The following is a 24,973-nucleotide window of genomic DNA, read 5'->3' as shown; positions in this document are numbered from 1 at the left end:
CCTCGACGTCGGCGCTGCTCGCCCGGCGACCGCTCCCGGAGCCGGCGAAAAAACAATCCCGGCAACATGGAACCTCGCGCCGTGATCCGCGTTTCTGCCCGACCCCCAGACCGGAGAACGGCGTCCGCCGTGACCTCCGCCCATTCGAGAGGCCAGAATGCACGACAGGACGTTTTCCACCCCGGTCGCCCTAACCGTTGGCGCCGGCTACAAGCGTACGATCGCTTCGTTCTCCGAGATGCACGAATTCCTGACCGAGTTCCCGCCTTCGCGCCGCCGGCTGAGCTATGGCGCCGCGGTGAAGGCCTGCGAGGCGGCACGTGCCGGCGATATCTCGGCCGAAGCGGCACGCGACGCCCTGATCACCTTTGCCGTAACGGCAGGCATCCTCTGGCCGGCCGCCCAGCCGGCGGTCTCGGTCAAGCCGGTCGCCCGGGGCCTCGGCGGCTACGCCGCCTGACAGAAACGACCATCAATGGACCGTCATCGGGCCGCCGCCCGGCGGGTCGCCCGCTGCCGCGGTTTCGAAACTGACCTGATCGCGGCCGTTCGATTTGGCCTTGTAAAGGTGCTTGTCCGCCACCACGAACATCTCGGCGTAGGTGGTCGGCCCGCTGAAGGCGACGCCGCCGATGCTGACCGAGAGAGGACAGGGCCGGCCGCCAGGCGAGAACTCCGCCTCACGGACGCGCCGGCGAATTGTCTCCGCCACCAGCCAGGACTGCGAAGGATCTGCGCCGGGAAGGAAGACCGCAAATTCCTCGCCGCCGATCCGGCCGACGATGTCGGCGCCGCGTAGCTGGCCCTGGATTGTCTTGGCGATCAGCTTGAGCGCCTGGTCTCCGCAGTCGTGGCCGAGGCGGTCGTTGACGGATTTGAAATGATCGGCATCGACGATCAGCAAGGCTCCGGCATTGACGACGGAATGGCTGCGGGCCTGTTCGAGATAGGCCTCGACGAGCATGGAAAATGCACCCCGGTTGAATACCGCCGTCAGGCTGTCGGTCGCCGCGACGACGGCCAGTACCTTCTGCGCGATCGCCAGCTGGCGCATTTTCCACATGAGGAAGAAGAAGAACGAGCTGGCCAGGACAAGCGGCAGCAGCAGGTCTGTGAGCTGCGCCCGCCACAGCGCTTCCGGCGACAAATATGGGAAATTGAAGGAATCGACGAGGAATGCGGCTGCAATGCAGACCGCCGTGCCCGCGACGGTAACGGCCACGACCCTGCCCCAGCTCGTCGAGGACAAATCGATCTGCATGCTTTTGCTCCTGCTTCAGCAGGCTACCTTGAAGCAACAGCGCAAACGAAGTCCTAAGACTTTGCTTTCAATTCGATCGCAGTCGAAGCGAACCAGCCGTCGAGATGGCGGCCAGATAAGAAGATCGGTCCTAAATCAGCTGCCGTCTGATGCTCATCCGCGTTACCGCGGTCACAAGAATGGCGCCGATCATGAAATAGATGGTCGCGACAATGTCGCCCTGGTGGAAATAATAACCGGAGTTGAGAAGCGCCAGGACCACGGCGAAGAACGCCACGAGGCGCAAGGGTTCATTGGGCATGCGTGCCAATTCTCGCTGTTGCTGCTGAATGCTGCTGAAGCGGCCGCCCTCACGACCATCCGCTCCATAAAATGTTTCGGCGCGTTTTGCAATCTCGGCAGATCGTCCTCTATCCTCCGTCCGCTTCACCAGCCGCCCCAGGTTCAGGCGAAGGCCCTGCCCTCCTCGCTGCGCTGGAACATCGTCAGGTCCAGTCCGAGGCTTGGCTTGCCCAGAATGGTCAGGATCGCATGCGCCTGGCCGCGGTGGTGGGTCTGGTGGTTGAAGAAGTGGTCGAGCGCCGGCGCCAGCCGCTGCGAGACGGTGCGCATATCCGAGACGGTCATGTAGGAGAAGCGGCCCGACAGCGCCTTGTCGCTCAGGCCGTCGACCCAGTCGATGATCCGTTTGTCCTCGACCTCGCGCGCCAGCCGCAAGCCTGGCAAGGCGCGGTGCAGGATCGTGTCGAGCCTTGCCGGCGCGTCGCCCTCGCCGGTGAAGCGTTTCATCCAGATACGGTCGGCTGCCAGGAGGTGGTTGAGCGTTCCCATCATCGAACCGAAGAAGACGCCGACATTGCGGTCGAACTCTTGCTCGTCGAGATCGGCGGCGGCATCGTAGATGCGGCCGTTGGCCCATTGATTGTAGGCCGCAAACATCCTGAAATGCTGTTTCATTTTCTCCCGACCTGCGAGACCCCCTGCGCGGGTCTGTTTCGGGCATAGTTAGACTGCAAGGACGCTGCCGCCAATGACCATTCTGCTCTATGACCTTGTCGGACGCGATGCCGCCCGCCCATTCAGCCCACATTGCTGGAAGGCGGCGATGGCGCTTGCCCACAAAGGGCTCGACATCACCAGCGTGCCGACCCGTTTCCTTGAAGTGCCGAAGGTGGAAGGCGGCGTCTCGAAGCTCGTTCCGGTGATCCGCGACGGCGAGACGGTGGTCGCCGATTCCTTCGCCATCGCGCTCTATCTCGAGGAGACCTATCCCGAGCGGCCGACATTGTTTTCCGGCGACGGCGGCAAGGCGACGGCGCGCTTTATCGAACGCTGGTCGCAGCTGACCATCCATCCCTACGTCACCACCGCTGCGATACTGGACCTGCACGCCATGCAGGACGAGGCGAACGCCGCCTATTTCCGGCAGAACCGCGAGCAGCGCTTCGGCAAGCCCCTGGAGGCGGTTTACGCCACCCGCGACGCCGGGCTCGCCGGCTTCCGCGCCTCGCTGGAGCCGCTGCGCTCGATGCTTGGCTATCAGCCCTTCATCGGCGGCCGGTCGCCGCTGTTTGCCGACTACATCGTTTTCGGCGCGCTGCAATGGGCGCGCATCGCCACGCCCTACCGGCTGCTCGACGACAGCGATGTCGTGGCGCAATGGTTCGAACGATGCCTCGATCTGCATGGCGGCCTCGGCCGCACGGTTGCGGCCGCAGCGATCGCCCCGCTCGAGAGTTGAAATCGGCAGTTTTCATCGGCGGCGCCACATTTTGTTCTTGCTTTGTGCCGGCAGCTATGCTACTAATTTGGATATGGTGATGATTCGCACCGACGCCCGCCCGGCTTGCCGAGGCGGGTTTTGTTTTGCCGATCGAGGTCCAACGGCGTAGATCGCGGCGATGCCGTCCGGCCTTTAGCTGAAAGTTGCCAGCCGGCGAAATGCGACAATGCGGGTAGACGAAGTGTCGCTCGAAGCGCCTCATCAGCGCCTGGATCGAAGCAAACAAGACGAACATCCGGCGAACCGGGCAATCACAACAAAGGCAGCGCGCCATGACCGCAAACCCAGAGTTCCCGGCCGATTTTCGCGCTGCGCTCGCCAGCCTCTTCCTGTGGCGGCGCGACGTCAGGCGGTTCAAGCCGACGCCGCTCCCCGATGGAGCGCTGGAGCGGCTGCTCGAGCTTGCCAGCGCCGCACCGTCCGTCGGGCTGAGCCAGCCCTGGCGCTTCGTCGTCGCCGAGAGCGAAGCATGCCGCGCCGCCGTGAGGGCCTGCTTCGAGCGCTGCAACGCGGAGGCACTCCAAACCTTTTGCGGTGAACGCGCCGCCCTGTATTCGCGCCTGAAGCTTGCCGGCCTGAATGAGGCGCCCTGCCAGCTTGCGGTTTTCGCCGACCGCGCAACCGAGCAAGGGCATGGGCTCGGCCGCCAGACCATGCCAGCCACCATAGACTATTCGGCTGTCATGGCGGTCCACACGATGTGGCTGGCGGCGCGAGCCGAAGGAATAGGCATGGGCTGGGTCTCGATCCTCGATCCGGCCGAGATGGCGACGATCCTGGACGTGCCGCCGGAGTGGACACTGATCGGTTACTTCTGCATCGGCTACCCCAGCGAGAACCACAGCGTGCCGGAACTGGAGCGGGAAGGCTGGGAAACCCGGCGGCCGTCTATCGTGACAAGGCGGTAGTGGAATGGCGGCGCTGCGCGGGGAAGAATGACTCTTCCCTGCAGGGCTGTGGATGTCATGGATGGTTTCGCCGATCGTCAGCATTGCCAGCAAGACAGCATGGCAAAGCCAGTCGTGACGGGCTTGACCTGAGGGAAGGGCATAGAATGTTTCGCTACGGCATGCAGGCCGAGATCTGGGTCTATCCGGGCAAGGGCGGCTGGCATTTCGTAACGCTGCCGCCCGAGCTTGGAGCCCGGATCAAGACGGCGATGGTGGGGATGGCAAGGCCCTGGGGCTCGCTTGGCGTGGAAGCCGTCATCGGCCAGACCAGATGGCGGACATCGCTGTTTCCCGACAAGAAATCCGGCAGCCTGCTCTTGCCGATCAAGACCGCGGTGCGGGTCCGCGAAGGCCTCGGGGCTGGCGACACGGCCAACCTGACGATCGAGATGCAGTTATGACGACGTTGGGTCAGGCTGACGACGACGCGCTATAGCCCAGTCGGCCGGATCCAAAGTGGGTACCGGTTGTCGGAAAATCCGATGCTCAACAAAAAGATGAGCGGCGGCATGGTTCGACTTGAAAGTCCGCTGCCCAGCGCAGAAATGCGCGCTGCGCCGGCCTCCCCTTGGCAAGGCGGCGGGCGGCTTGTATAGAGCCCGCCACCTTCAATTCCACTCTCCATCACAAGGACGATCCCATGGCGCTCGAACGCACCTTTTCCATGATCAAGCCGGACGCGACCCGTCGCAATCTCACCGGCGCTATCACCAAGATACTGGAAGATGCCGGCCTGCGCGTCGTCGCTTCGCGCCGGGTGTGGATGAGCCGCCGCGAGGCGGAAGGTTTCTATGCCGTCCACAAGGAGCGTCCGTTCTTCGGCGAGCTGGTCGAATCCATGTCGTCGGGCCCGACAGTCGTGCAGGTACTGGAAGGCGAGAACGCCATTGCCAAGAACCGCGAAGTGATGGGCGCAACCAATCCGGCAAGCGCCGCCGAAGGCACCATCCGCAAGCTGCACGCGCTGTCGATCGGCGAGAATTCCGTGCACGGTTCCGATGCGCCGGAAACCGCCGCGCAGGAGATCAAATACTGGTTCTCGGGCACCGAGATCGTCGGCTGAGCCGGCATCCCGAACCCCATCAAAGAGGCCGGCGCAACGCCGGCCTTTTTTGCTAAAGCGCGTCGCGTTCGACCGGTCTCATGCGACGGGCTTCAGGTTCTTGTCTTGATGCATGTCGTTATCGCAAAACCGCTGCACAGTTTTGCGCGACATGCAGTGGCGGACATTTTCAGCTTCAGGCTCCTCGACGGGTCACGGGTGCGTTAAGCTCGGAGGGGCGGATCAAACGCGGTCCCGACAATGGAGCCGACCAGGCCATGACCAGCACCATTCCCGGTTTCTTCCAAGGCACCGAAATGCCAACCGGCGGCTGGTGGGAAGCGCTGTGGCCCGAGCCCGCCAGCGTCCTGGCGGCGGTCGGCATGAAGCCCGGCACGGACGTGGTCGATCTCTGCTGCGGCGACGGCTGGTTCACGCTGCCAATCGCCAGGGTCGCCCGTCATGTGATCGCTATCGACATCGATGCCGATCTGCTCGAAGTCGCCAGGCGGCGGCTGGCCGAAGGAGGCGCTGGCAATTGCGAGTTTTTGGCGGGCGACGCCTATGACCTTGCCAGGCTGGTGCCTCAAACCGTCGACTTCGTCTTTATCGCCAACGCTTTCCACGGCGTTCCGGATCGGCCGCGGCTTGCCCGCGCCGTGCGCGCGACGCTTGGCCCTGCGGGTCGTTTTGCCATCGTCAACTGGCACCAGTATCCGCGCGAGCAAACCACGGTCCTGGGCGAGCCGCGCGGGCCAAAGACCGAGCTGAGGCTGTCACCCGAACAGACCACCGCGTCGGTGGAAGCGAGCGGGTTCAAGCTCGCCGAGCTGGTTGATGTGCCGCCCTATCACTATGGCGCGGTATTCAAACTCGCGACGAATTGAGAAATATCGCATGAGATGCGGCATCGTCGCCCGATACATGTCGCCCGCCGCCCCCTAGCGGCGGGTTCTGCCGGTCTATTTCGCCTGGCGTTCCTTCACGTTCGCATGTTCATTCGCCGCTGGCGTGTCGGTAGACGGGGTCTTGGTCTCTTCACCTGAAAACGGGCTGCCCTGCCCCGGTGCGAGATCGCCGCTATGGCCGGCCTTGTTGGTCTGGAACGGTTGGCTGTCCGCTTTGAGACCGTGGTCAAGAGCATTGACGAGATGGTCGTCCGCCTTGGCAAGGCCGGTAAAGGCAAGGAGCGATGCACCGGTGGCGGCAAGGATAAGCGTGTGCGTTTTCATGTCTGGACTCCTTTGAGTTAAGGCCAGAACGAGCCGCAGCCATTCTGGCGGCTTCAACGAAGGGACAAACGTCCCTTTTGCCTTACCCGCCATTTTATGAAGAACTAACGCGCCCCCTGCCCGGCCTATTCCCGCTGAAACACATCGTGATCGGCATGCGGCTGCCGCAGGCCAATCGGGGCGGACTAAGCGCTAGCTCGCGGCGTTGAAACGCAGGATGTCGCGGCCGTCGCTGTCGGCGATGACAAGCTTGCCGGCGTCGACGTGGTAGGATGCTGCTTTGGCCAGCGCCTCGAACAGCGCCTTTTCCTCGGCCATGACCTGAGGCGCGCAGGCCTTGAAGGTCGAGCCGATGTCGCTGACAGCGATCGTCGAGCCGTTTATCCTAGCGGTGGCGAAATAGACGTTGGAAGGGCCGCTGCCGCCGGCCTTGCCGGCTTCGCTGATGCGGAATGTCGCCCGTGGCTCGGCAATCACGCCGATGCCGTCGATATATTCGACCAGCCAACTTTGGCCGAACACGGAGGCTGCCGCCGGCTCGTCGCCCGGCGCCGCCATTTTCAGCATGATGGTCTGTGGCGCGTCGCTGAGCGGGTCGACCTGATGGCGCGTATCGGTGGCGAACAGCAGCCGGTCATCGACAGTGATGCGCGCCTGCAGCGCGTAGGTCATATCAGGCCGGATCACCCGCGGGTCGAAGCTGATCTCGAACTTGATCGGCACCTGGCCGGCCGGCACCACCTTGCGCTCGCCGATGATTGCGGCCGGCGCGTCGGCCAGCGACACGTCGGCAAGCTGCACGGAAAGCACGGCATTGGGCGGCAGCGCGATGCGCTCGCGATACATCACCTCGCCCTTGAGGGACCTTTCGGCAGCCACCGAACGATCCGGAACGGCAAGTATGCCGACGGCTAGCGGCACCAGTCCGAAGATGAAGAACTCGGCGATCCTGTCCAGCATGATCCTGCTCCCCTTCCGGCCAAAGATCTCGCAGGATTGCGGTCAATGAATGGCTGGCGCGGGATTTATTCGGACGGCGGCTGCTTCCAGCGGCTCGCCGCCTTGTCGTCGGCATCCTTGGCGTCGACCCAGCCGCCCTCGGAACCGTCGCTATGGTGTTCCTTTTTCCAGAACGGCGCCCGTGATTTCAAATAGTCCATCAGGAAATTCGCGGCCTCGAACGCCGCCTGCCGGTGGGCGGAAGCGGACACCACCAGCACGATGTTTTCGCCGGGCGCGATCTTGCCGTGGCGATGGATGACGGTGAGCCCCTGCAGCGGCCAGCGCTCGATTGCCTCGCCGGCGATGCGGGAAATCTCGGCTTCGGCCATGCCGGGATAATGTTCGAGCTCGAGCGCCGAGAGCCTGCCTTGCTCGTCGCGGCAAAGGCCGGAGAAGGTCACCACAGCGCCGATATCGTTGCGACCCCTGGTCAGCCTGGCGATCTCGGCGGCGACGTCGAAATCCTCCGCCTGGATGCGCACGACCGGCACCACCGCGGACATGGTTCAGCCACCGGTCATCGGCGGGAACAGCGCGATCTCGCGCGCGCCGGCAATCTTCTCGCGGTGCTCGACATGTTCCTGGTTGATGGCGACGCGGATCACGTCAGGATATTGCAGCGCGTTCTCGTACTCCTCGCCGCGCGATTTCAGCCAGCGCAAGAGGTCGGCGACCGTTTCGATGCCGGCCGGCAGTTCGACCTCTTCCTCCGGTCTGCCGATCCGCTCGCGCACCCAGGCGAAATAGATGAGCTTCGTCGACATTTTATTCATCCATGATGTGCTTGAGGCCGGCGCGGAAATAGTCGTAGCCGGTGTAGAGCGTCACCAGGGCTGCGATCCACAGCAGCACCAGCCCGGTCTGGGTGGTCAGCGGGAAGATTTTGTCGCCGGCGGGACCTGCCAGCAGGAAGGCGATGGCGATCATCTGGATGGTGGTCTTCCATTTGGCGAGCTGCGTCACCGGCACCGAGACCTTCAAGGCCGCCAGATATTCGCGCAGGCCCGAGACCAGGATCTCGCGGCACAGGATGATGATCGCCGCCCACAGCGACCAGCCGGCGATGCCGGCATGGCGATCGGTGTCGGCGGCAAGCAGCAGCAGGCATGTGGCGACGAGCAGCTTGTCGGCGATCGGGTCGAGCATCTTGCCGATGTTGGAGGTCTGCTGCCAGGCGCGCGCCAGATAGCCGTCGAAGTAATCGGTGATCGAGGCGAGCAGGAAAATGATGAGCGCCGACCAGCGCGCGAAGTCGCTCGATTTCAGATGCCCTTCCAGGAAGAAGCACAGCACCACCAGCGGCACCGCCAGGATGCGGGCGTAAGTGAGCATGTTGGGCAGGTTGAATGCGCGCTGGGACATGTTTTGGGAACTCTTTCTGCCTGCTTAGTCAAATCAGAAGCGAATGTGGGGGGTCAACAGGCCAGAATCGATTAGCCAGCCGAAATATCGGCAATAGGTCTTAGCTCTCGTGAAAATGATTGTAGACCAATTTCGCCACCTGCTCGGAAATGCCGTCGACCTTGACCAGGTCCTCGACGGCGGCACGGCTGACCGCCTTGGCCGTGCCGAAATGCATCAGCAGCGCGCGCTTGCGGCCGGGGCCGATGCCGCTGATCTCGTCGAGCGGGCTCTTGACCATCTCCTTCTTGCGGCGGGCGCGGTGCGAACCGATGGCGAAGCGATGGACTTCGTCGCGCAGCCGCTGGACGAAATAGAGCACCGGATCGCGAACGGGCAGCGAGAATGGGGCCTTGCCCTTGACGAAGAAGCGTTCGCGGCCGGCATCGCGGTCCTGACCCTTGGCGATGCCGATGGCCACGACGCGGTCCTCGATGCCGAGATCGGCGAGAATCTTGCGCACCGCCGTCATCTGGCCCTGGCCGCCGTCGATGAGGATGACGTCGGGCCAGGCCGGGAAGCCGCCCGCGTCCTCGATATCGTCGCCCGGTGCGGTAGGGCTCGCCTCGTCCGCGCCCTCGGTTTGCGGGGCGTCACCATGTTCCTTCAACAGCCGCGAGAAGCGCCTCTGCATCACCTCGCGCATCATGCCGAAATCGTCGCCCGGCGTGATCTCGGTCGAGCGGATGTTGAACTTTCGATACTGGTTCTTCACAAAACCTTCCGGCCCGGCGACGACCATGGCGCCGACGGCGTTGGTGCCCATGATGTGCGAGTTGTCATAGACCTCGATGCGCACCGGCGGTTTTTCCAGGCCGAAGGTCTCGGCAAAGCCAGTGAGCAGCCGCGCCTGGGTCGAGGTTTCGGCGAGCCGCCGGCCGAGCGCTTCGCGCGCGTTCTGCAGCGCGTTGTCGGTCAGGTCCTTCTTCTCGCCGCGCTGCGGCACGGAGATCGACACCTTGCGGCCGGCGCGGGTGGAGAGGGCCTCCGCCAGCAATTCCTGGTCCTCGACGCCATGCGACAACAGGATGGTGCGTGGCGTCGGCTTGTCGTCGTAGAACTGCGCCAGGAACGATCCCAGCACCTCGCCGGCTTCGAGCGCCGGATCGGCCTTGGGAAAATAGGCGCGGTTGCCCCAGTTCTGGCCGGTGCGGAAGAAGAACACCTGGATGCAGAGCTGGCCGCCCTCCTGATGGATGGCGAAGACATCGGCCTCGTCGACGGTCTGCGGATTGATGCCTTGATGGCTCTGCACATGCGACAGCGCCGCCAGCCGATCGCGATAGATGGCGGCGCGTTCGAAATCGAGGTTCTCCGAAGCCTGCTGCATGGCGGCGGAGATCTCCGTCTTCACCTTCTGGCTGCGGCCGGAGAGAAAATCCTTCGCCTCGGCGACAAGCCTTGCATAGTCGCCGTGCGAGATTTCGCCGGTGCACGGGCCGGCGCAGCGCTTGATCTGGAACAAAAGGCAAGGCCGGGTGCGGTTCTCGTAGAAGGAGTCGGTGCAGCTCCTGAGCAGGAAGGCGCGCTGCAGCGAGTTGATGGTACGGCCAACCGCGCCGGCCGAGGCGAAGGGGCCGAAATAGTCGCCCTTGCGCGAGCGCGCGCCGCGGTGCTTGTAAATACCGGGCGAGTCATGGTCGCCGGTCAACAGGATATAGGGGAACGACTTGTCGTCGCGCATCAGCACGTTGAAGCGTGGCCGCAAGCGCTTGATGAGGTTGGCTTCAAGCAGCAGCGCTTCGATCTCGGTGCGGGTGACGACGAACTCCATCGTCGATGTCTCGCGCACCATGCGGCCGATACGGCTGGTGTGGAACCGGCCTTGCGCGTAGCTGGTGACCCGCTTCTTCAGGCTGCGTGCCTTGCCGACATAGAGCACGTCGCCGGCGGCATTCATCATGCGGTAGACGCCGGGCGCATTGGGCAGCCGCTTTACCAGCGTCTGGATCACCTCGGCGCCGACCATGCCGTCGGCGTCGCCGGCATGCGGGGTCCAGTCGATGGCGGTGAAGGTAACGTCCGGACCGCTGGCTGCAGGCTCGACGACCTCCTCGGCCGCCTCGTCCTCGAGGTCGATTTCGGGCGGCAGGTCGTCGGCGCCACCGCGCGTTTTTTGTTTCTGGTCCATGGGGCTCATTCCGTCATGCCTGTCACATCGGGCGTCTGCCATGCAAGATGCTGGCCGCCGTCAAGCGCGATCATCTGGCCGGTGACCGAGCGTGCCGCCCAGAGATAACGGATAGTGGCACCGAATTCCGGCAATTCCGGGCCGCGTTTCAGGATCAGCCCGGCAATCTGAGCATCGAAATCGCTGTCGTGCTGGCGCGTGTTCTTCAAGGTCGGGCCAGGACCAATGGCGTTGACACGGATGCGGGGACCCAGCGCCTGCGCCATCATCTCGGTCGCCGCCCACAACGTCGACTTCGACAGCGCATAGGAGAAATAACGCGGCGTCGGCCGCCAGACGCGCTGATCGATCATGTTGACGATCAGCCCCTCACTGTTCTGCGGCAAGGCCCGGGCGAAAGTCTGTGCCAACAGCGCCGGCGCCTTGACGTGCATGGCGAAATGGCGATCCCAGGCCGGCCACTCGAAATCCTCAACGCTGTCGTGCTCGAACAGCGAGGCGTTGTTGACCAGCAGCGACACCGGCCCGAGCGCCGCCGCCGCGCGACCGACCAGGTTGCTGACGGCGTCCATCTCGGTCAGGTCGGCAGCAATCACTGCGGCCCGGCCATGTCGACCAAAATGACCACTGTTGATTTCGGCCGCCAGTGCCTCCGCCTCGGCCAGCGAGCGATTGCAGTGAATGGCGACGGCAAAACCATGCGCGGCAAGATCTTCGACGATCGCCCTGCCGATCCGTTTCGCACCGCCCGTCACCAGTGCCGTCGCGGCGACCTTGCTCATCTGTCAATCCTTAATCCGATGCCGATTCCGGCCTGCCGGGATCGCGCCGGCAAATTATGGCCCGCCAAGCGTTAAATCCCATTTCCACCTGGGGCAGGATTGTGGCAAAGTGCCCGGTGGGCGTTTTGGCTCGACCGGAATTCGGGCCAGCCCGCCCGCAATATAGGGCTCTGGAGCCCTTACACCAAGCCGTGTGCAGTGCAGCACGGCGAACCTGCTGACATTCGCTGTTGCGAAGATGCAACGTCAAGGTTCTGCCTCATTCGTGCCAGGGAATGACCCAAGTTCAGGTTCGCTTCAGCCGCATTTCGACACGACATTTGGAACCGTTGAACGCCGGATCCGTTTCATCCCCCGGACGGGTTGAGGGCGCTCATAAACAACAAGCCTGTGTCCTGTGGCTTAAGGAGTAAAGAACAATGCAAGCCAATCTTAAATTTGCGCGACCGCTCGCGGTGGCGTTTGGGCTGTTCGCCCTCGGCGGAACCGCCTATGCCGCGGACGTGGTTCAGGAAGAGCCGCCGGCACCTGCCCCGATCGCAGAACTTCCGGTCGCATCCTGGGCCGGTCCCTATGCCGGTGTGAGCGTCGGCTACGGCTTCGCTGGCCACGCCAAAGCCAAAGACATTGGCGTCGACGTCGACACCAAGGGTTTTGTCGGCGGCGTCTTCGGCGGCTATAACTGGCAGCAGGAGAACTTCGTCTACGGTGCCGAAGCCGATATCGGCTACAACGGCGTCAAGGGCGACGATGCCGGCATCGAGGCCAAGGGTGGCTTCGAGGGCTCGCTGCGTGCCCGCCTCGGCTACGCTGTCACCCCGGACATCCTGCTCTACGGCACCGCCGGTGGCGCGCTGAAGAACCAGAAGATTGAAGCTGCCGGCGTAAGCGACACCAACACGCAGTTTGGCTGGACAGCCGGCGTCGGTACCGACATCAAGATCACCGACAATGTGTTCGGCCGTGTCGAGTATCGTTACACGGACTTCGGCAGGAAGGACTTCGACGGTATCGGCAAGGTCAAGTCGACCGACAATCGCGTCACTTTCGGCGTCGGTATGAAGTTCTAAGTCGTCCAAGCCACGACACGAAAAAGCCGGGCCTCGCGCCCGGCTTTTTTTGTGGCACCGGTTGGGGCCGCCCGCCCTCAAGCCGGGATGGCGGGCTTCAGCTCCGGGAATTTCTCGTCGAAGCGTGCCGCCCAGCGCGTCAGCCGGCCGCGGCCCTTTTCCCATTTTCCAGCGAAGCGCAGCGAGAGATAGCCGAGGCAGGCGCGCAATGCGATCTGGCCGAGGGTGATTTTCTTCGGCAGCTTCGGCGGGTTTGCGTTGAGCAGATCGAGCGCGTCCGAAATCTTCGTCCACTGGCGCTCGAGCCAAGGCTGGTAGACCATCTCTTCCGGCCGTGTGCGCCGCTCGTAGACCATCGACAGCGCGCAGTCGCAGATGCCGTCGGCCAATGCCTCCAGCACCTCCGCCTCGAGGCGCTTGTCGGGATTGCGCGGAAACAATGCGTTCTTCGACATCCGGTTGAGATGCTGGGTGATGGCGCGGCTGTCATGGACCGAGCGGCCGTCGTCGAGCACCAGCACCGGGATCTTGCCGAGCGGATTGGCGCCGATCAGCGCGGCCGGTCTTTCCTCGGTCTTTATCGGCACGAGATCGACGGCGATGCCGGCATGTAGTGCTGCCATGCGCACCTTGGAACTGTAGGGAGAAGTAGACGCGTAGAGCAGTCTGGGCATTGTCGATTCCTGTTTGCCGGCTACAGCTCCATATGCCCCATTGGACGCGCAAAGGATGCGGTAGCATTGTGACTTCGTGCATGACCCTCACCGAAAATCGATTCCGACAGGGGCTCGTGCATGGGCACCGTTGACCGATCATGCAGGGTTCATCAACGGCCAGAGGCGGAAAACCGCGCCGCCAGCGTACAACCATTGTCTCGCGTTCGGATGCGATGAATCGGAGGTGCGTCGGCAGACGCGAGCGCGTCGGACAATCCAGATCCGAGCAACTACCAACTAGGCCTTGCACCGAAGGTTGGTTTTGGCAGCCACGAAAATCCCACCGGACTTCGCCGCACGGCGAAGTCCTGGGAGCTGCGAAAAGATGTCTTCCTCCCGCCTCTTTCTCGTCCTGCCCGACCGTCAGCCAGCAAGCGAGGCGCCTATTAGGCATCCCGCCATGGCTGTCTTGAGTACTGTCCCCGGCGATCGGAGAACGGCGACTACTTCTTGGCCTTCGCCTTTGCGGGCGCTGCCTTCGGCTTGGCCGCGGGCGCTGCTTTCTTCACTGCTGCGGAAGATTTCGCAGCGGCGGCCTTTGCCGGTGCTGCCTTCTTCGCAGCGGGCTTCGCCACGGCCTTTGCAGCCGGCTTCTTGGCCGGTGCAGCCTTGGCCTTGGCCGGTGCTGCTTTTGCCTTGGCAGGTGCTGCTTTCTTCACGCCCGGTTTTGCCGCGGCCTTGGCGGCCGGCTTTTTGGCCGGCGCTGCTTTTGCCTTAGGCGCAGCGGCCTTCGCTTTGGCCGCGGGTGCTGCTTTCTTCACAGCAGTTGCGGCCTTTGCCGCGGCTGCTTTTGCCGGTGCTTTCTTTGCCGGTGACTTTGCCGGTGCCTTGGATGCCGGCGCTTTGGATGACTGCTTAGCCATATCATGCCCCTTCCGTTGTGCCGACGGCCGTTATTGACCCGGCGCGCATTGCATATCTGACTCGCGGCTTGCTAGCCAGCGAAGCATTAGAATGATTTTTGCAGCTTAAGTTTCGGTTACGGCGAGCGCGCGACCATTTTACCCGCGCAAAAACCGGCTGCGAATCTTTGTGTCCCGCAGCGAAGTTCTGCGACAGAAATTCTGGTCGCTCTATCTCGACCGGTCTTCTCGTCAAGCTCAGGACCTTTTCGACCAGCTTTTGCGCTTCAACGTCCGACGCTCAGCGCGAACATTGTCAAGAACGAAGGCGGTCGCCCGCCTCGTCTTGTTCGAAAAGATAAACTACAGGTAAGTAGGAAGCAACGCGACGAGCACGCCGCTGCACTATCTTGCACGACGCGATGAAAGTAAGCAGATAGCTCGCATTTCTGAAGGACAGGATATCGCTCGATAGATCCGGTCGAGCCGACCGCGTGATCGAATGCGCTCGGCCGTTCAGGCGCCGAGCGGCTCACGGCTCATCTGCAGCCGGCGCGAAGGCTCGGCCCTGTGGAGATGGACGGCGAAGGTATCCCATGGCGGCATGACCGAAATCTGCGCCAGGATGCGCCCCGCTTCGCCGCGATGATAGCCGCCGTGCAGTACGACGTGGGTCAGCATTTCCTGTCGCGACATCAATGCCTTATCCCCGTCGGTGAACACGAATGCGACGGGCTCGGACAGCTGCCGCGACGAGACGGTTTCGAGATAATCGAGATACCAGCGATCGGTCGCTGCGACTGCGGCGCGAAGTTCGTCGAACGCCGGCGTGTCCTCGGTGCTATCGGCGGAGTAGCCATGGCTTGCGTCGACCAGGTGCGCCGAGAATATCCGCGACACCACATGGCTGTGATCGATGAGCCCTATCACGGCCTGCCGTTCCTTGCCGTGAACATGCGGGTCGAGACTCGCGAGCTTTTCCAGCAGTTCGTCGTTGGCCCAGGCCTGATAGGCAAACAGGCTGCGAAGCAGAGCGAGCGCATTCATGGTCGGTGTCCTTTTTCGGAAATGCGAGTATGTTGTTTATATTTTCAGGAGAATGGGCGAACGTGTCTACTCGCATTGCAAAACCGCATCCGCGCATGCGCAAACAGCCGCGCCAGGCGCGTTCCAGGGCAACCGTCGAGGCGATCATCGAGGCGGCGGCTCATGTTCTGAGCGGGCTGGGGTGGGCCGGCTTCACCACCAACAAGGTTGCCGAGACAGCAGGTGTAAGCATCGGCACGCTCTACCAGTATTTTCCCGACAAGCTTTCCCTGCTCGCCGCCGTCCGGCGCCGTCACTTCGATCATGTGCTGTCAGTCATTCGCGATTCGGCGGAAGACCAAAAGCCGCTCAGGAAATTCGCGCAGGAGCTGGTGCGCGGCATGATCGCCGCGCACAGCATTCACCCGACACTACATCAGGTGCTGCTCGACAAGGCGCCGGGCGATCGCGGCTCCAGGGCCGCCCATGCTTCGTTCCAGGCACAATACCTCAATCACTATGCGACTGCTGTCGCCACTTATCGCAAGCCAAGGAAAGGCGCCGACACGGAGGCCGTGGCGCGCGTGCTGTCATCAGCGATCGAAGGTGTGATCCACAACGCGGCACGCCGGAACATGCTCGCCGCGCCGGAGCTGCAAAAGCAACTCGTCGAACTGATCTGCGCCTACCTATCGGGAGCGGGCCGTATCGGTCGATAGCGCATGGCACGGCGGAAGTCGGGATTTCTGTGTGTCGTTCAAACCCGGATTATGAGGTGCGGCAAGGACGATGCCAACAATGCCGCACCTGATGCGGCCAAGAGTGTGAGGACGATCTTTCGAAAAGTCGTCTCGCTAACGCCGATGTAGAGTCTCGCGCCAAGGAGTGTCGGTATCAACATCGCCGGCGCGACGACGGCAAACATCGGCAGCATTTCGAGCTTGATCTTTCCGGCCGCAAGATAGGCAGCCATCGTCATGGAGAGGGTCACAAGGTTGAAATTCTGGATAACAATACGCTGCCTGTCCTTTTCCCATTGGCGCAGCACGCACCACAGCGTTGGAACCGGGCCGGTGAAGCCGCCAAGTCCACCCATGATGCCGCCGACCAGACCTATTGCGCCGTCTGCAACAGGACCTCCGACCGTGATGGGAGGGAGGCGACGCGCAAAGAGCATCAAGGGACACCAAACGACCAGCAGCGCGCCGAAGACCAGCTTGAACAACTGCACATCCAGCAAGGGCAGGATGGCGACACCGACCGGAATCCCTAAGGTCCCGCCGATCAGGAAGGGCAGCAGAAGCCTGAGATCAAAACCCCGGCGGACGGTGACGGCAGCGATGATCTGACCGGTGAGCGCCCCAAAGACCGCCATGGCAGCAGCAAGCTGGGGCTCCACGGTCCAAACCCAAATCGACATGGCAACCAGGCTGAAAGCGAACCCGGAAAGCCCCTGGACGAAGCCTGCAACGACCGCGCCGAGAGCAACAGTATAAACAAGCGAATCCATGTGGTGCTGTTTCCCCGCAAACTCGTGACAGCAGATCGCGCTTCCCGCGAATGCTGCGCCGCATGGAAACGGTGACGGTCGATCAGGTGGCCGGTGCTAAAAAGTCGGAATCAGCGAGTGCGCTGGTCAGCGCAGGACGCGGCAGCGGCCGTTATAGACCATCCAGCGGTCGAAGCCCGAGACGCAGAATTCGACATTGTCGCCGATCGAGGCAAAGCCCTGGCCTTCCTCGATCAGGTACCAGATGGTGCGGGCGCGGCCGTCGGAGAGGCTGACGGTGGCGCCGCAATAACGGCGGCCGATCGGCCAGATGTCGTCGGCCGGCAGATAGCGATGCTGGTGGATGCGCTGGAAGTCGACGATCTGCACGTCGGGCAGATGCGGCACATGATGCACCTGATAGGAGAAGCGGTCGGTGATCTTGTTCAGGACCCAGGCCTCGCCGCAGACGCCGCTATCCTCGTCGGTATAGATTGCAAGGTCGGCCGCCTGGACTGCCTGGGTGACGCCAAGAGGCGCGGCCAGCGGCGTGCAAAAGGCGAGCAGTGCGGCAAGGGCGGATTGGGCAAAGCGAGTCATGGCAGCCTCTCAAGGTCGACTGCGCGCACTGTGCGGATTCGCTGACGCGCGGTCAAGCGGTTGTAGCGACCGTGGTTGTGGTGACGATGGTTGCGCTGACGGAACGGCAGGGCCACGCCCTCAAACTACTCTCCCGCCAGCCAGTCCAGCGTCCAATGCGACGGCTGCTCAAGTGCAAGCAGCCGGTGCAGCGCCGGCAGCAGCGTCCGTAACTCGCCTTCCAGCGTGAAGGGCGGATTGACCACCACCATGCCGCAGCCGTCGAGGCTCGGCTCGACGGCGTCCGGCCTGATCTCAAAACCGATGTCGAGCAGCTTCGAAATGCCCGTCTGCTTCAGCGCCTTGCGGAAGGCGGCGACCGCCCTGCGGTCCTTGAGCGGATACCACAGCGCGTAAATCCCTCCTGGCCAGCGCCGATGGGCTCTTTGCAGCCCGTCGACCAAGCGACCGAACTCGCCCTCTTCCTCGAAAGGCGGATCGATGAGCACGAGGCCGCGCTTTTCCTTTGGCGGCAGATGCGCGCCGAGGGCCAGCCAGCCGTCGAGCTCGATCACCCGGGTCTGGAAGTCGCCGTCGAACAGCGCCTTCAGCCTGGCGGCATCCTTAGGGTGCAGTTCGACCGCCGACAGCCGGTCCTGCTTGCGCATCAGGTGCCGGGCGATCAACGGCGAACCCGGATATTTTTTCACGCCGCCGTCCGGATTGAGCGAACGTACGGCTTCAAGATACGGCGCCAGCAGTGCCGCCGCCGGCGCATCGAGTGCGGCGTCGACCAGCCGGCCGATGCCGCCTTGCCATTCGCCCGTCTTTTGCGCTTCGGTCGAGGACAGATCGTAGCGGCCGATGCCGGCATGGGTGTCGATGACCCGAAACGCCTTGTCCTTCTGCTTCAGATATTCGATCAGCCGGCTGAGCACGACATGCTTGACGACGTCGGCGAAGTTCCCGGCGTGGTAGGCGTGGCGATAGTTCAATTGGAGCCCCTGCCCCAGCGCGGCGGTGGCGGCTGCGAGTTTGGATTTTGCGGCCGGCGGCCGCCGAAACGGAATGCCAGCACCAGCCCGACCAGGCCGGCCGCCATCAGGGAAAAACCGACCGGGTGGGCCCGGCGGTCGACCTCGCCGGCACCCGAGCGCAGGACGAGATCGACGGCCCGCATCGGAATGCCTTCGGCGTCGCCCGGACCGACGGTGAAGATGTAGGAACCAGGGGTAATGGTCGGGATCAGGCCGGCCTCGTCGCGAAAGATCCTGTCCGGCAGTTGCGGGCTGACCTGGCGCGGATTGTCGGAGTGATTGAACTGCAGCGTCGAGGCGAGCACCGCCCTGCCGCCGGTGGCGGCAGTGAGGGTCAACACAGTGCGCTGCTGCGAGACGATGCGCTCGGCTCTCGCCGTAAGGTCGACCAGCAGGCGTAGCGGCCCGTCGCGTGCGCTCAGGGGCACGGTCACCGGCTTGAACCGGCCCCGGTCGTAAACCCGCCAGGTGCCGATCTCATGGCCGGAGAAATTGGTCATCGCCCAAGGATAGACGACGCCGATGCCGGTACCGATGAGCAGTATCAGAGCGAACAGGGAGCGCATGACGTCAAGACCCGGTGTTCGGCGCGCTGGCGCAGTCGCGGGCGTTCTCCATTTCGTCCAGGAGCATGTCAAGGCCGAGATCAAACGTCCGGTCGAACTCGGCGGTGCCGAAATAACGTCCGGCCGCAGCTACTTTTGGAAAATCCTGCGCCAGTTGCTCGTCGCTGACGATGGTCACGGCCGAAGGCCCCTTTGCATAGCCGGCAGTCTCGTCGAGGATGGCACCCATCAGATAATAGCCGGTGGTGCGGAACAGCCGCGCACCCAGTTGCGGTCCGAAGCCGCCGGCCTCGAACAGGCCAAGGATGCCGTTCAGCCAAGTGAGACAGGTCGGCGAATTCATCCGGTAGGTTACAAGGAACGTGGCAAAGGCCGGGTGCTCACGCGCGACGCGGCGGAAATCCTGCACGGCAATGCGTAACCTTTGTCGCCAAGGGAGGTCCGCGTCGGGCATTTCGAGGGAGCCGATCAGCCGATCCACCAAGGCTTCGAAGAGGTGCGCCACCGAAGGAAAGTGGTGATAGATGCTCATGGCTTCGCAGCCGAGTTCTGCCGCCAGCTTGCGCATCGAAAACCCGGCGAGGCCCTCGCTCTCGATCACCTTCAAAGCGGCATCCTCGATCATCTCGCGAGACAGCCGGCCGCGCGGTCGCTTTTTTTTGATCGATGTGTCCATGGTGCCGCTTGACAACTTACGCTGTAAGGTTCATTTTCGACGTTACCTTACACCGTAAGGCCAACAAACGCCAGAGGAGAATGTCATGTCTGCCTATCGTACTCTTTCATCAACGCATTCTTCCATCCGCCGCTTCCTGCTCGCCGCCACCTGTGTGCTGACCCTGGCTGCAGCTCCTTCTTATGCCGATGAGTATGACGCGACCGTCAAGGACATCCAGTCGACCATGGGCGGGGTGCCCGGTTTCGTAAAGCAGTTCCCGAAAGCCGGTCTGCCCGGTGCATGGGCCGAGGTCAAGGCCATCCAGCTCAGCGACAAGACGGCGCTGCCGCCGAAGGTCAAGTCGCTGATCTCGCTGGCGGTGGCGGCGCAAATCCCGTGCAACTACTGTATCTGGTCGGATACGCAGGACGCCAAGCGCGCCGGCGCCACCGACGAGGAGATCCAGGAGGCGGTCGCCGTTTCAGCGCTGACCCGCCATTGGAGCACCATCTTCAACGGCATGCAGGTCGATTTCGATACGTTCAGGAAGGAGATGGGCGGGCAGTAATGCTTTCGTTATTAGAGCGGGACGCGTTCAGACTGAATTAGCCTTCCCGCTTCGACTGTTTTGTGTGATCCGCCAGCACCTCATCGATGACCCGCCACGATTTTTCCGCCTCGCGCTGGTTGCCGTCATGTCCCGAAGCGACGATCAGCGCCTTCCACAACGCCCAGCCCCGTGCGCGCGCCCAGCTGTGCTCGTCAAGGGCAATGGCGTCGCGGAACGCCTGACGGCTCTCGCCGTAAAATTCCGTCCACGCGATCACCAGATCACAGGCAGGATCGCCGATAGCCGAACTACCGAAATCGACGACCGCGTAGAGCTTGCCATCTTCGACGAGCAGATTGCCCGAGGCGACGTCGCCATGGACCCAGACCGGCGGCCCATGCCATAGCGAGGCAAGGGCCCTCGCCCACACCGCCACGGCGGCGGCCGTGTGGATTCGGCCGCCCAGCGCCGAGAGCGCGGCTCGGGTCTCGGCGTCGTAGACCGAAAGCCGGCCACCGCGGTGGAAATTATGCTGCCCTGCCGGTGGCCCGTCGGCAGCGTCGATCCGGTAGAGCGCAACCAGAAAGCCGGCCAGCGAACGGGCGAACTCAGTAAGATCGGCAATCAGTCCACCAGCCGCCGGTCTGCCGCCAAGCCAGCGATAGACGGACCAAGGCCATGGATAGCCTTCCCCGGGCGCGCCTTTGGCCAGCGGCACGGGTATCGGCAGAGGCAGGTGAGGCGCCAGGCGGGGCAGCCAGCGATGCTCCTTCTCGACCTGGGCGACATAGGCGGCAGCGCTCGGCAGCCGCACCGACATGCTGTCGCCCAGCCGGAACGTGCGGTTGTCCCAGCCGCCAGGCTCGACCGTCTCTACCGGCAGGTCCGCCCATTTGGGGAACTGCGCGGCAATCAGCCGGCGAACAAGTGCGGCATCTATCGGCATGCCTGGCGTTCGTTCATCGGGCGGCATCGGGCTTGCTCCGGTCTTCTGAATAGCCGGCGGTCCATCTATTTGTCGTCGCACTCTTGCGGCGCCAGTGATTCCACTTGGCTGCAAATTCTCTAAGCCTTGCGCTCCCAGCGCCGGTCGGGCGTTTGCTGCCAGTAGGTCACGGTGTGGCCGGCCTCCTTCATTATCTTCCAGTGCGTGCGTGCCGCCTCTAGCTGGGCTGCATCGTGGCCGTCGAACAGGAACACGGCGCGCTGGTAGCCGCCAAGCTCCGGCGGCACCGCCCCATCGACCAGGAAGCGTATCTGCGCCTGGTTCGGATTGTCAGGGCCGACGGTCAGAAGCACCGGCTGCTCGGCCGGATGAGCTTCGCGATCCGTTGCGTGGGCGAGGAACGAATCGTCCCGGAAAGTCCACAGATGCTGGTCCAGCGCGTCGCGCCGTTCCTCGGTGCCGGTCTGCACCACGGCACGCCAGCCGCGATCGATACTGCGCTCCAGGAGGCCGGGCAACGCATCCTCCAGCGTCGATTCGGTCAGGTGATAAAACAGAATCTCGGCCATGCGTTCAGTCTACATTGTCGGAGTCCCGCCCCAGCCGCTCATTGCTCGTAATGATCGCGCACCAGCCGGTCGAGCAGCCTGACGCCGAAGCCGGAAGCCCATGACTGGTTGATCTCGTTGGAAGGCGCGCCCATCGCGGTGCCGGCGATGTCGAGATGCGCCCAGGGCGTGTCCTTGACGAAGCGCTGCAGGAACTGCGCGGCGATAATGGCGCCGCCATGGCGGCCGCCGATGTTCTTCATGTCAGCATTCTTGGAATCGATCAGCTTGTCGTATTCGGCACCGAGCGGCATGCGCCACACCCGCTCCTGCGTCGCCTGTCCGGCCGCCGTCAACCGGTCCGCCAACTCGTCATTGTTGGAGAACAGGCCGGCATAATGCTGGCCGAGCGCGACCATGATGGCGCCGGTCAGCGTCGCCAGATTGATCATGAATTTCGGCTGGAAGCGGTCGTTGCAGTACCAGAGCGCATCGGCCAGCACCAGGCGGCCCTCGGCGTCGGTATTGAGCACTTCGATAGTCTGACCCGACATCGAGGTGACAATGTCGCCCGGTCGCTGAGCGTGGCCGTCGACGGCGTTTTCAACCAGCCCGACAATGCCGACGACATTGACCTTCGCCTTGCGCGCGGCCAGCGCGTGCATCAGTCCGGTGACGGCAGCAGCGCCGCCCATGTCGCCCTTCATGTCCTCCATGCCCGACGCCGGCTTGATCGAATTGCCGCCGGTGTCGAAGGTGACGCCCTTGCCGACGAAGGCGACCGGGCTTTCCTTGGCCTTGCCGCCGTCCCACCGCATGACCGCGATGCGGGCGCCACGCGGCGAACCCTGCGCTACGCCCAGCAGCGAACCCATGCCGAGCTTCTTCATCTCCTTCTCGGCCAGGATCTCGACCGTGACGCCGAGCGCCTCCAGTTCGGCGATGCGGGCGGCGAATTCCACCGGTCCCAAAACATTGGCCGGTTCATTGACCAAATCGCGCGCCAGCAAGACGCCGTCGATCACCGCCGCTTCATCGGCGAAGGCCTTCTTTGCAGCTGCCGGATCGGCGGTGTGAATAGTCACCTTGACCGGCTTTTTTGGCTCGCGCCTGTCGTCACCATTGTTCTTTTTGGTCTTGTACTTGTCGAAGGAATAGCTGCGCAGCAGGATGCCCGCTGCAAGCTGAACGGCTTGCCTGCCGCTGACGGCCGCACCGGGAAGATCGAGCACGACGGCCACTTCGGTTGCCTTGCGAAAGGATGCGGCAATCGTGCCGCCGAGCTTCAGCCAGGCGTAATCATCGAGATTGGAGCCCTTGCCGGCACCGACCGCCACCAGCCGCTCGATCGATGTCCCTTCCGGTGCCAGCACTTCGACCAGGCTGGCGAATTTGCCGGTGAAGTCGGCGACCGGAAAAGCCCGCTCGAGGGTCTTTGCCGGATCGCAAGCCCTGGCGGCATCGCTGAGGCCGCCCTCGTCGGTCACCAGAACGAAAACGCTGCCTTTTTTGGGCGCGGCGAATTTGGCAAAGGCGATCGAGGGTCTCGAATTCATCATGTCCTGCTTTCGGGGAAGTGAGTTGGATTATTGCGAGAAACGTTCGTCAGTGAGCGGCGGGTTGAAACAGCTCGATAACATTGCCCGATGGATCTTCGAGCAGCGTCTGGGAACCGCCGACGCCCGTTATGATATCGTTGCGAAAGACAAGTCCAGCACTCTTGAGGCGCGCAACCTCTTCTTTCAGGTCCGGCACCACCAACAGGATGCGATTCCAACCTCCCGGCACCGGCTGCCGGCCATCCGGCATCGCCCGTGCACCCGAACTGCCGGGGCCGCTTAGAAGGAGCCGTAAAGCGCCGCGTGTCACGGAAGCAAAAGCCGGTCGCGCGTCCTGTTCAACAGCGAAGCCCAGATGTCCACAGTAGAAGTCGGTCGAGGCGGCGACATCATCGACCATGTAGCGAATGCTGACTGGCGTCATGACCATTGACCTTTCGGTTCGAGCACCTTTCAACAAGGCGTGTCTATTGCGGGCGGAACAGTCGGCATAGTCCGGCTCATCATCGCTGCTTGACAATCCGCGCCGCTATCGCCCTGGCCTGAATGCGGGCGTTAGCGAAACAACCGCGAATGCTCGGCCGCATGCCGGTAAACCACAGACCGGGCAATTTCGGATCGGCATCGCCGCCGTTGAAAAGCGGAACGCCCTTGCCGTCGAGAACGCCGAGCTTGCCGAACATCTGCTCCAGACCGGTGCGATAGCCGGTCGCCGCAATGACGATATCGGGCGTGATCGACCTGCCGTCATTCAATACGATGCCGTCGTGGGTAAATTCCCGCAATGGTGGCACCACCACGATCGTGCCTGCCTTTATGGCGCGAACCGCGCCGTCATCGGCTGCGATCGCGGTGTAGTCGGCGCTCAGACGGCTCGCACCGCCTATGGGAGCCGGCGGAAGCCCAAATTTCGTCAGGTCGCCGAAAACCAGGCGCTGGGTTGTCGCCATCACCGCATCGGCCAGCCGCACCGGCAAGCTCGCCATCAACGGTGAAAGCCTGTGGACGGCGACCTTGCCGATGCGTTTCGGCAGCAGCGACGGGCCGTTGCGGGCCGACAGCCAGATGCTTTGGGCATCTGCATTCGCAAGATGGTTGAGTGCGTCGAACCCCGAATTGCCGGCTCCGACGACCAGCACCCTTTTGCCGACGTAGTCCTTCGCCTCGCCAAAATCGGCCGAATGGATAATCCGGCCTGCAAAATCCTTCATGCCTTTCCACGCAGGAATAAACGGCTGCCGGTCGCGCCCGGTGGCGACGACGACATGACGCGCCAGACGACGTCCGGCGTTCGTCCGCACGGTCCAGTGATCGCCATCGAACGTGATCTCTTCAACGGCAACGCCGAATGCGACCGGCAGACCATGCGCCTGGCTGAAATCGTTCAGATGGCGAATGACGGCCGATTTATGCGGAAAAGCCGGGGTGCCTGCGGGATAGCCGATGCCGGGCAGCGTCGAGAGATCGCGATGCGTATTGAGGTGCAGCCGCTGGTGCCGCCGATGCCAGGGTTCAGCAAGCCGGCTCTCCTTTTCCAGGACGAGCGTCGGTACGCCGGCCTTCATCAAGGCGTGGGCGGCGGCAAGGCCGGCCGCGCCGGCGCCGACCACGATCGCGCCGTCAAAGACCGTTTCCCGACCGGTTTGACCGCGCAATTTTTCCGCTTCCATGCTGGGACTCAACAGATCCTGACCCGTCTTATCACGCCGCGGCGGTCGCGACCGGCGCGACATTTGGTCGTTTTGCCGCATTTGACAAGACTTTGGCCGAAATCGCTCCCATATGCGATATCGAACCATCCAC

32 protein-coding genes are annotated in these 24,973 nt (G+C 63.1%); 9 read left to right on the top strand and 23 right to left on the bottom strand.

Translation table 11 applies throughout. The annotated features are described in order from the left end of the window. Positions 1 to 157 precede the first annotated feature (157 nt). On the top strand, positions 158 to 460 hold the full coding sequence (locus NKI08_RS17560) for a DUF982 domain-containing protein (RefSeq protein ID WP_023677662.1): 303 nt from the start codon (positions 158 to 160) through the stop codon (positions 458 to 460). Between the two features lie 12 nt (positions 461 to 472). Here NKI08_RS17560 and NKI08_RS17555 read toward each other — a convergent pair whose 3' ends face one another. The 3 genes from NKI08_RS17555 to NKI08_RS17545 form a co-directional block, all read right to left on the bottom strand. Beyond that, positions 473 to 1,261, bottom strand: coding sequence for a GGDEF domain-containing protein (locus NKI08_RS17555; RefSeq protein WP_352771131.1), 789 nt, complete (start codon positions 1,259 to 1,261; stop codon positions 473 to 475). Positions 1,262 to 1,391: 130 nt separating this feature from the next. Then, positions 1,392 to 1,691, bottom strand: coding sequence for a hypothetical protein (locus tag NKI08_RS17550; protein ID WP_352771129.1), 300 nt, complete (start codon positions 1,689 to 1,691; stop codon positions 1,392 to 1,394). 14 nt (positions 1,692 to 1,705) lie between these two features. Then, positions 1,706 to 2,218 carry a DinB family protein gene (locus NKI08_RS17545; protein WP_352771127.1) on the bottom strand — a complete coding sequence of 171 codons (513 nt, stop codon included), beginning with the start codon at positions 2,216 to 2,218 and terminating at the stop codon, positions 1,706 to 1,708. Between the two features lie 73 nt (positions 2,219 to 2,291). On the opposite strand from NKI08_RS17545, the gene NKI08_RS17540 reads away from it, so the two are divergent. From NKI08_RS17540 to NKI08_RS17520, 5 genes are all read left to right on the top strand, one after another. Then, a complete protein-coding gene (locus NKI08_RS17540) occupies positions 2,292 to 3,002 on the top strand; it encodes a glutathione S-transferase family protein (RefSeq protein ID WP_352771125.1) in 711 nt (236 codons plus the stop codon). Positions 3,003 to 3,316: 314 nt separating this feature from the next. After that, on the top strand, positions 3,317 to 3,952 hold the full coding sequence (bluB, locus tag NKI08_RS17535; protein ID WP_352771123.1) for a 5,6-dimethylbenzimidazole synthase: 636 nt from the start codon (positions 3,317 to 3,319) through the stop codon (positions 3,950 to 3,952). A gap of 146 nt (positions 3,953 to 4,098) precedes the next feature. Continuing rightward, entirely contained in the window at positions 4,099 to 4,395 is a 297-nt protein-coding gene (locus tag NKI08_RS17530) for a DUF1905 domain-containing protein (RefSeq protein ID WP_352771121.1), read from the top strand. 239 nt (positions 4,396 to 4,634) lie between these two features. Next, a complete protein-coding gene (gene ndk / locus NKI08_RS17525) occupies positions 4,635 to 5,057 on the top strand; it encodes a nucleoside-diphosphate kinase (RefSeq protein WP_352771119.1) in 423 nt (140 codons plus the stop codon). A gap of 257 nt (positions 5,058 to 5,314) precedes the next feature. Next, positions 5,315 to 5,923, top strand: a complete 609-nt coding sequence (locus NKI08_RS17520; RefSeq protein WP_352457647.1) for a class I SAM-dependent methyltransferase — start codon at positions 5,315 to 5,317, stop codon at positions 5,921 to 5,923. Between the two features lie 75 nt (positions 5,924 to 5,998). Here the strand turns inward: NKI08_RS17520 and NKI08_RS17515 are convergent, their stop codons facing one another. The 7 genes from NKI08_RS17515 to NKI08_RS17485 form a co-directional block, all read right to left on the bottom strand. Beyond that, positions 5,999 to 6,268: a hypothetical protein gene (locus NKI08_RS17515; RefSeq protein WP_352667151.1), complete on the bottom strand. Its 270-nt coding sequence runs from the start codon at positions 6,266 to 6,268 to the stop codon at positions 5,999 to 6,001. 192 nt (positions 6,269 to 6,460) lie between these two features. Further along, positions 6,461 to 7,228, bottom strand: a complete 768-nt coding sequence (locus NKI08_RS17510; RefSeq protein WP_352771116.1) for a YbaY family lipoprotein — start codon at positions 7,226 to 7,228, stop codon at positions 6,461 to 6,463. Between the two features lie 65 nt (positions 7,229 to 7,293). Further along, a complete protein-coding gene (locus tag NKI08_RS17505) occupies positions 7,294 to 7,773 on the bottom strand; it encodes a molybdenum cofactor biosynthesis protein MoaE (RefSeq protein ID WP_352771114.1) in 480 nt (159 codons plus the stop codon). A 3-nt stretch (positions 7,774 to 7,776) separates the two neighbouring features. Next, a complete protein-coding gene (gene moaD, locus NKI08_RS17500) occupies positions 7,777 to 8,034 on the bottom strand; it encodes a molybdopterin converting factor subunit 1 (protein WP_023677674.1) in 258 nt (85 codons plus the stop codon). Position 8,035: 1 nt separating this feature from the next. Next, positions 8,036 to 8,632: a CDP-diacylglycerol--glycerol-3-phosphate 3-phosphatidyltransferase gene (pgsA, locus tag NKI08_RS17495; RefSeq protein WP_023719790.1), complete on the bottom strand. Its 597-nt coding sequence runs from the start codon at positions 8,630 to 8,632 to the stop codon at positions 8,036 to 8,038. 100 nt (positions 8,633 to 8,732) lie between these two features. Further along, entirely contained in the window at positions 8,733 to 10,811 is a 2,079-nt protein-coding gene (gene uvrC, locus NKI08_RS17490; protein ID WP_352771112.1) for an excinuclease ABC subunit UvrC, read from the bottom strand. Further along, positions 10,808 to 11,584: an SDR family oxidoreductase gene (locus NKI08_RS17485; protein ID WP_352771110.1), complete on the bottom strand. Its 777-nt coding sequence runs from the start codon at positions 11,582 to 11,584 to the stop codon at positions 10,808 to 10,810. Before NKI08_RS17485 ends, uvrC begins: the two co-directional genes overlap by 4 nt. Before the next feature lie 419 nt (positions 11,585 to 12,003). On the opposite strand from NKI08_RS17485, the gene NKI08_RS17480 reads away from it, so the two are divergent. After that, a complete protein-coding gene (locus tag NKI08_RS17480) occupies positions 12,004 to 12,654 on the top strand; it encodes an outer membrane protein (RefSeq protein WP_292662341.1) in 651 nt (216 codons plus the stop codon). Positions 12,655 to 12,731: 77 nt separating this feature from the next. On the opposite strand, the gene NKI08_RS17475 is transcribed toward NKI08_RS17480, so the two are convergent. From NKI08_RS17475 to NKI08_RS17465, 3 genes are all read right to left on the bottom strand, one after another. After that, the gene (locus NKI08_RS17475) at positions 12,732 to 13,328 is read right to left on the bottom strand and encodes a glutathione S-transferase family protein (RefSeq protein ID WP_352472598.1); all 597 of its coding nucleotides are present in this window, start codon (positions 13,326 to 13,328) and stop codon (positions 12,732 to 12,734) included. Between the two features lie 485 nt (positions 13,329 to 13,813). Further along, positions 13,814 to 14,233 carry a hypothetical protein gene (locus tag NKI08_RS17470; RefSeq protein WP_352771108.1) on the bottom strand — a complete coding sequence of 140 codons (420 nt, stop codon included), beginning with the start codon at positions 14,231 to 14,233 and terminating at the stop codon, positions 13,814 to 13,816. 495 nt (positions 14,234 to 14,728) lie between these two features. After that, a complete protein-coding gene (locus tag NKI08_RS17465) occupies positions 14,729 to 15,259 on the bottom strand; it encodes a DinB family protein (RefSeq protein ID WP_352771106.1) in 531 nt (176 codons plus the stop codon). 62 nt (positions 15,260 to 15,321) lie between these two features. Between NKI08_RS17465 and NKI08_RS17460 the strand changes: the two genes are divergently transcribed. Beyond that, positions 15,322 to 15,957 (top strand): TetR/AcrR family transcriptional regulator, encoded by a 636-nt coding sequence (locus tag NKI08_RS17460; protein ID WP_352617669.1) that lies wholly within the window; start codon positions 15,322 to 15,324, stop codon positions 15,955 to 15,957. Positions 15,958 to 15,995: 38 nt separating this feature from the next. Here the strand turns inward: NKI08_RS17460 and NKI08_RS17455 are convergent, their stop codons facing one another. From NKI08_RS17455 to NKI08_RS17435, 5 genes are all read right to left on the bottom strand, one after another. After that, on the bottom strand, positions 15,996 to 16,748 hold the full coding sequence (locus NKI08_RS17455) for a sulfite exporter TauE/SafE family protein (RefSeq protein ID WP_352617666.1): 753 nt from the start codon (positions 16,746 to 16,748) through the stop codon (positions 15,996 to 15,998). Positions 16,749 to 16,874: 126 nt separating this feature from the next. Continuing rightward, positions 16,875 to 17,327, bottom strand: a complete 453-nt coding sequence (locus tag NKI08_RS17450) for a hypothetical protein (RefSeq protein WP_352739653.1) — start codon at positions 17,325 to 17,327, stop codon at positions 16,875 to 16,877. Between the two features lie 125 nt (positions 17,328 to 17,452). After that, positions 17,453 to 18,301 carry a 23S rRNA (adenine(2030)-N(6))-methyltransferase RlmJ gene (locus tag NKI08_RS17445; protein WP_352771103.1) on the bottom strand — a complete coding sequence of 283 codons (849 nt, stop codon included), beginning with the start codon at positions 18,299 to 18,301 and terminating at the stop codon, positions 17,453 to 17,455. Then, positions 18,298 to 18,909, bottom strand: coding sequence for a hypothetical protein (locus tag NKI08_RS17440; RefSeq protein WP_352771101.1), 612 nt, complete (start codon positions 18,907 to 18,909; stop codon positions 18,298 to 18,300). The genes NKI08_RS17445 and NKI08_RS17440 overlap by 4 nt, the downstream gene beginning before the upstream one ends. 4 nt (positions 18,910 to 18,913) lie before the next feature. Next, the gene (locus tag NKI08_RS17435; protein WP_352771099.1) at positions 18,914 to 19,585 is read right to left on the bottom strand and encodes a TetR/AcrR family transcriptional regulator; all 672 of its coding nucleotides are present in this window, start codon (positions 19,583 to 19,585) and stop codon (positions 18,914 to 18,916) included. Positions 19,586 to 19,670: 85 nt separating this feature from the next. On the opposite strand from NKI08_RS17435, the gene NKI08_RS17430 reads away from it, so the two are divergent. After that, on the top strand, positions 19,671 to 20,135 hold the full coding sequence (locus NKI08_RS17430; RefSeq protein ID WP_352771097.1) for a carboxymuconolactone decarboxylase family protein: 465 nt from the start codon (positions 19,671 to 19,673) through the stop codon (positions 20,133 to 20,135). 37 nt (positions 20,136 to 20,172) lie between these two features. Here the strand turns inward: NKI08_RS17430 and NKI08_RS17425 are convergent, their stop codons facing one another. From NKI08_RS17425 to NKI08_RS17405, 5 genes are all read right to left on the bottom strand, one after another. Then, the gene (locus NKI08_RS17425; protein ID WP_352771095.1) at positions 20,173 to 21,090 is read right to left on the bottom strand and encodes an aminoglycoside phosphotransferase family protein; all 918 of its coding nucleotides are present in this window, start codon (positions 21,088 to 21,090) and stop codon (positions 20,173 to 20,175) included. A 92-nt stretch (positions 21,091 to 21,182) separates the two neighbouring features. Next, complete coding sequence (locus tag NKI08_RS17420; RefSeq protein ID WP_352771093.1) at positions 21,183 to 21,632, bottom strand: DNA polymerase III subunit chi; 450 nt, start codon at positions 21,630 to 21,632, stop codon at positions 21,183 to 21,185. Between the two features lie 38 nt (positions 21,633 to 21,670). After that, on the bottom strand, positions 21,671 to 23,167 hold the full coding sequence (locus tag NKI08_RS17415; RefSeq protein ID WP_352471102.1) for a leucyl aminopeptidase: 1,497 nt from the start codon (positions 23,165 to 23,167) through the stop codon (positions 21,671 to 21,673). A gap of 49 nt (positions 23,168 to 23,216) precedes the next feature. Continuing rightward, the gene (locus tag NKI08_RS17410; RefSeq protein ID WP_352771186.1) at positions 23,217 to 23,600 is read right to left on the bottom strand and encodes a VOC family protein; all 384 of its coding nucleotides are present in this window, start codon (positions 23,598 to 23,600) and stop codon (positions 23,217 to 23,219) included. 73 nt (positions 23,601 to 23,673) lie between these two features. After that, positions 23,674 to 24,840: a flavin-containing monooxygenase gene (locus NKI08_RS17405; RefSeq protein WP_352771091.1), complete on the bottom strand. Its 1,167-nt coding sequence runs from the start codon at positions 24,838 to 24,840 to the stop codon at positions 23,674 to 23,676. Between the last annotated feature and the right edge of the window lie 133 nt (positions 24,841 to 24,973).

This window comes from Mesorhizobium sp. M0768, assembly GCF_040320195.1.
In the GTDB taxonomy this organism is placed as follows: Bacteria; Pseudomonadota; Alphaproteobacteria; order Rhizobiales; family Rhizobiaceae; genus Mesorhizobium.
The sequence above is the reverse complement of the archived record's forward strand: the minus strand, read 5'-3'. Positions and strand labels throughout refer to the sequence as shown.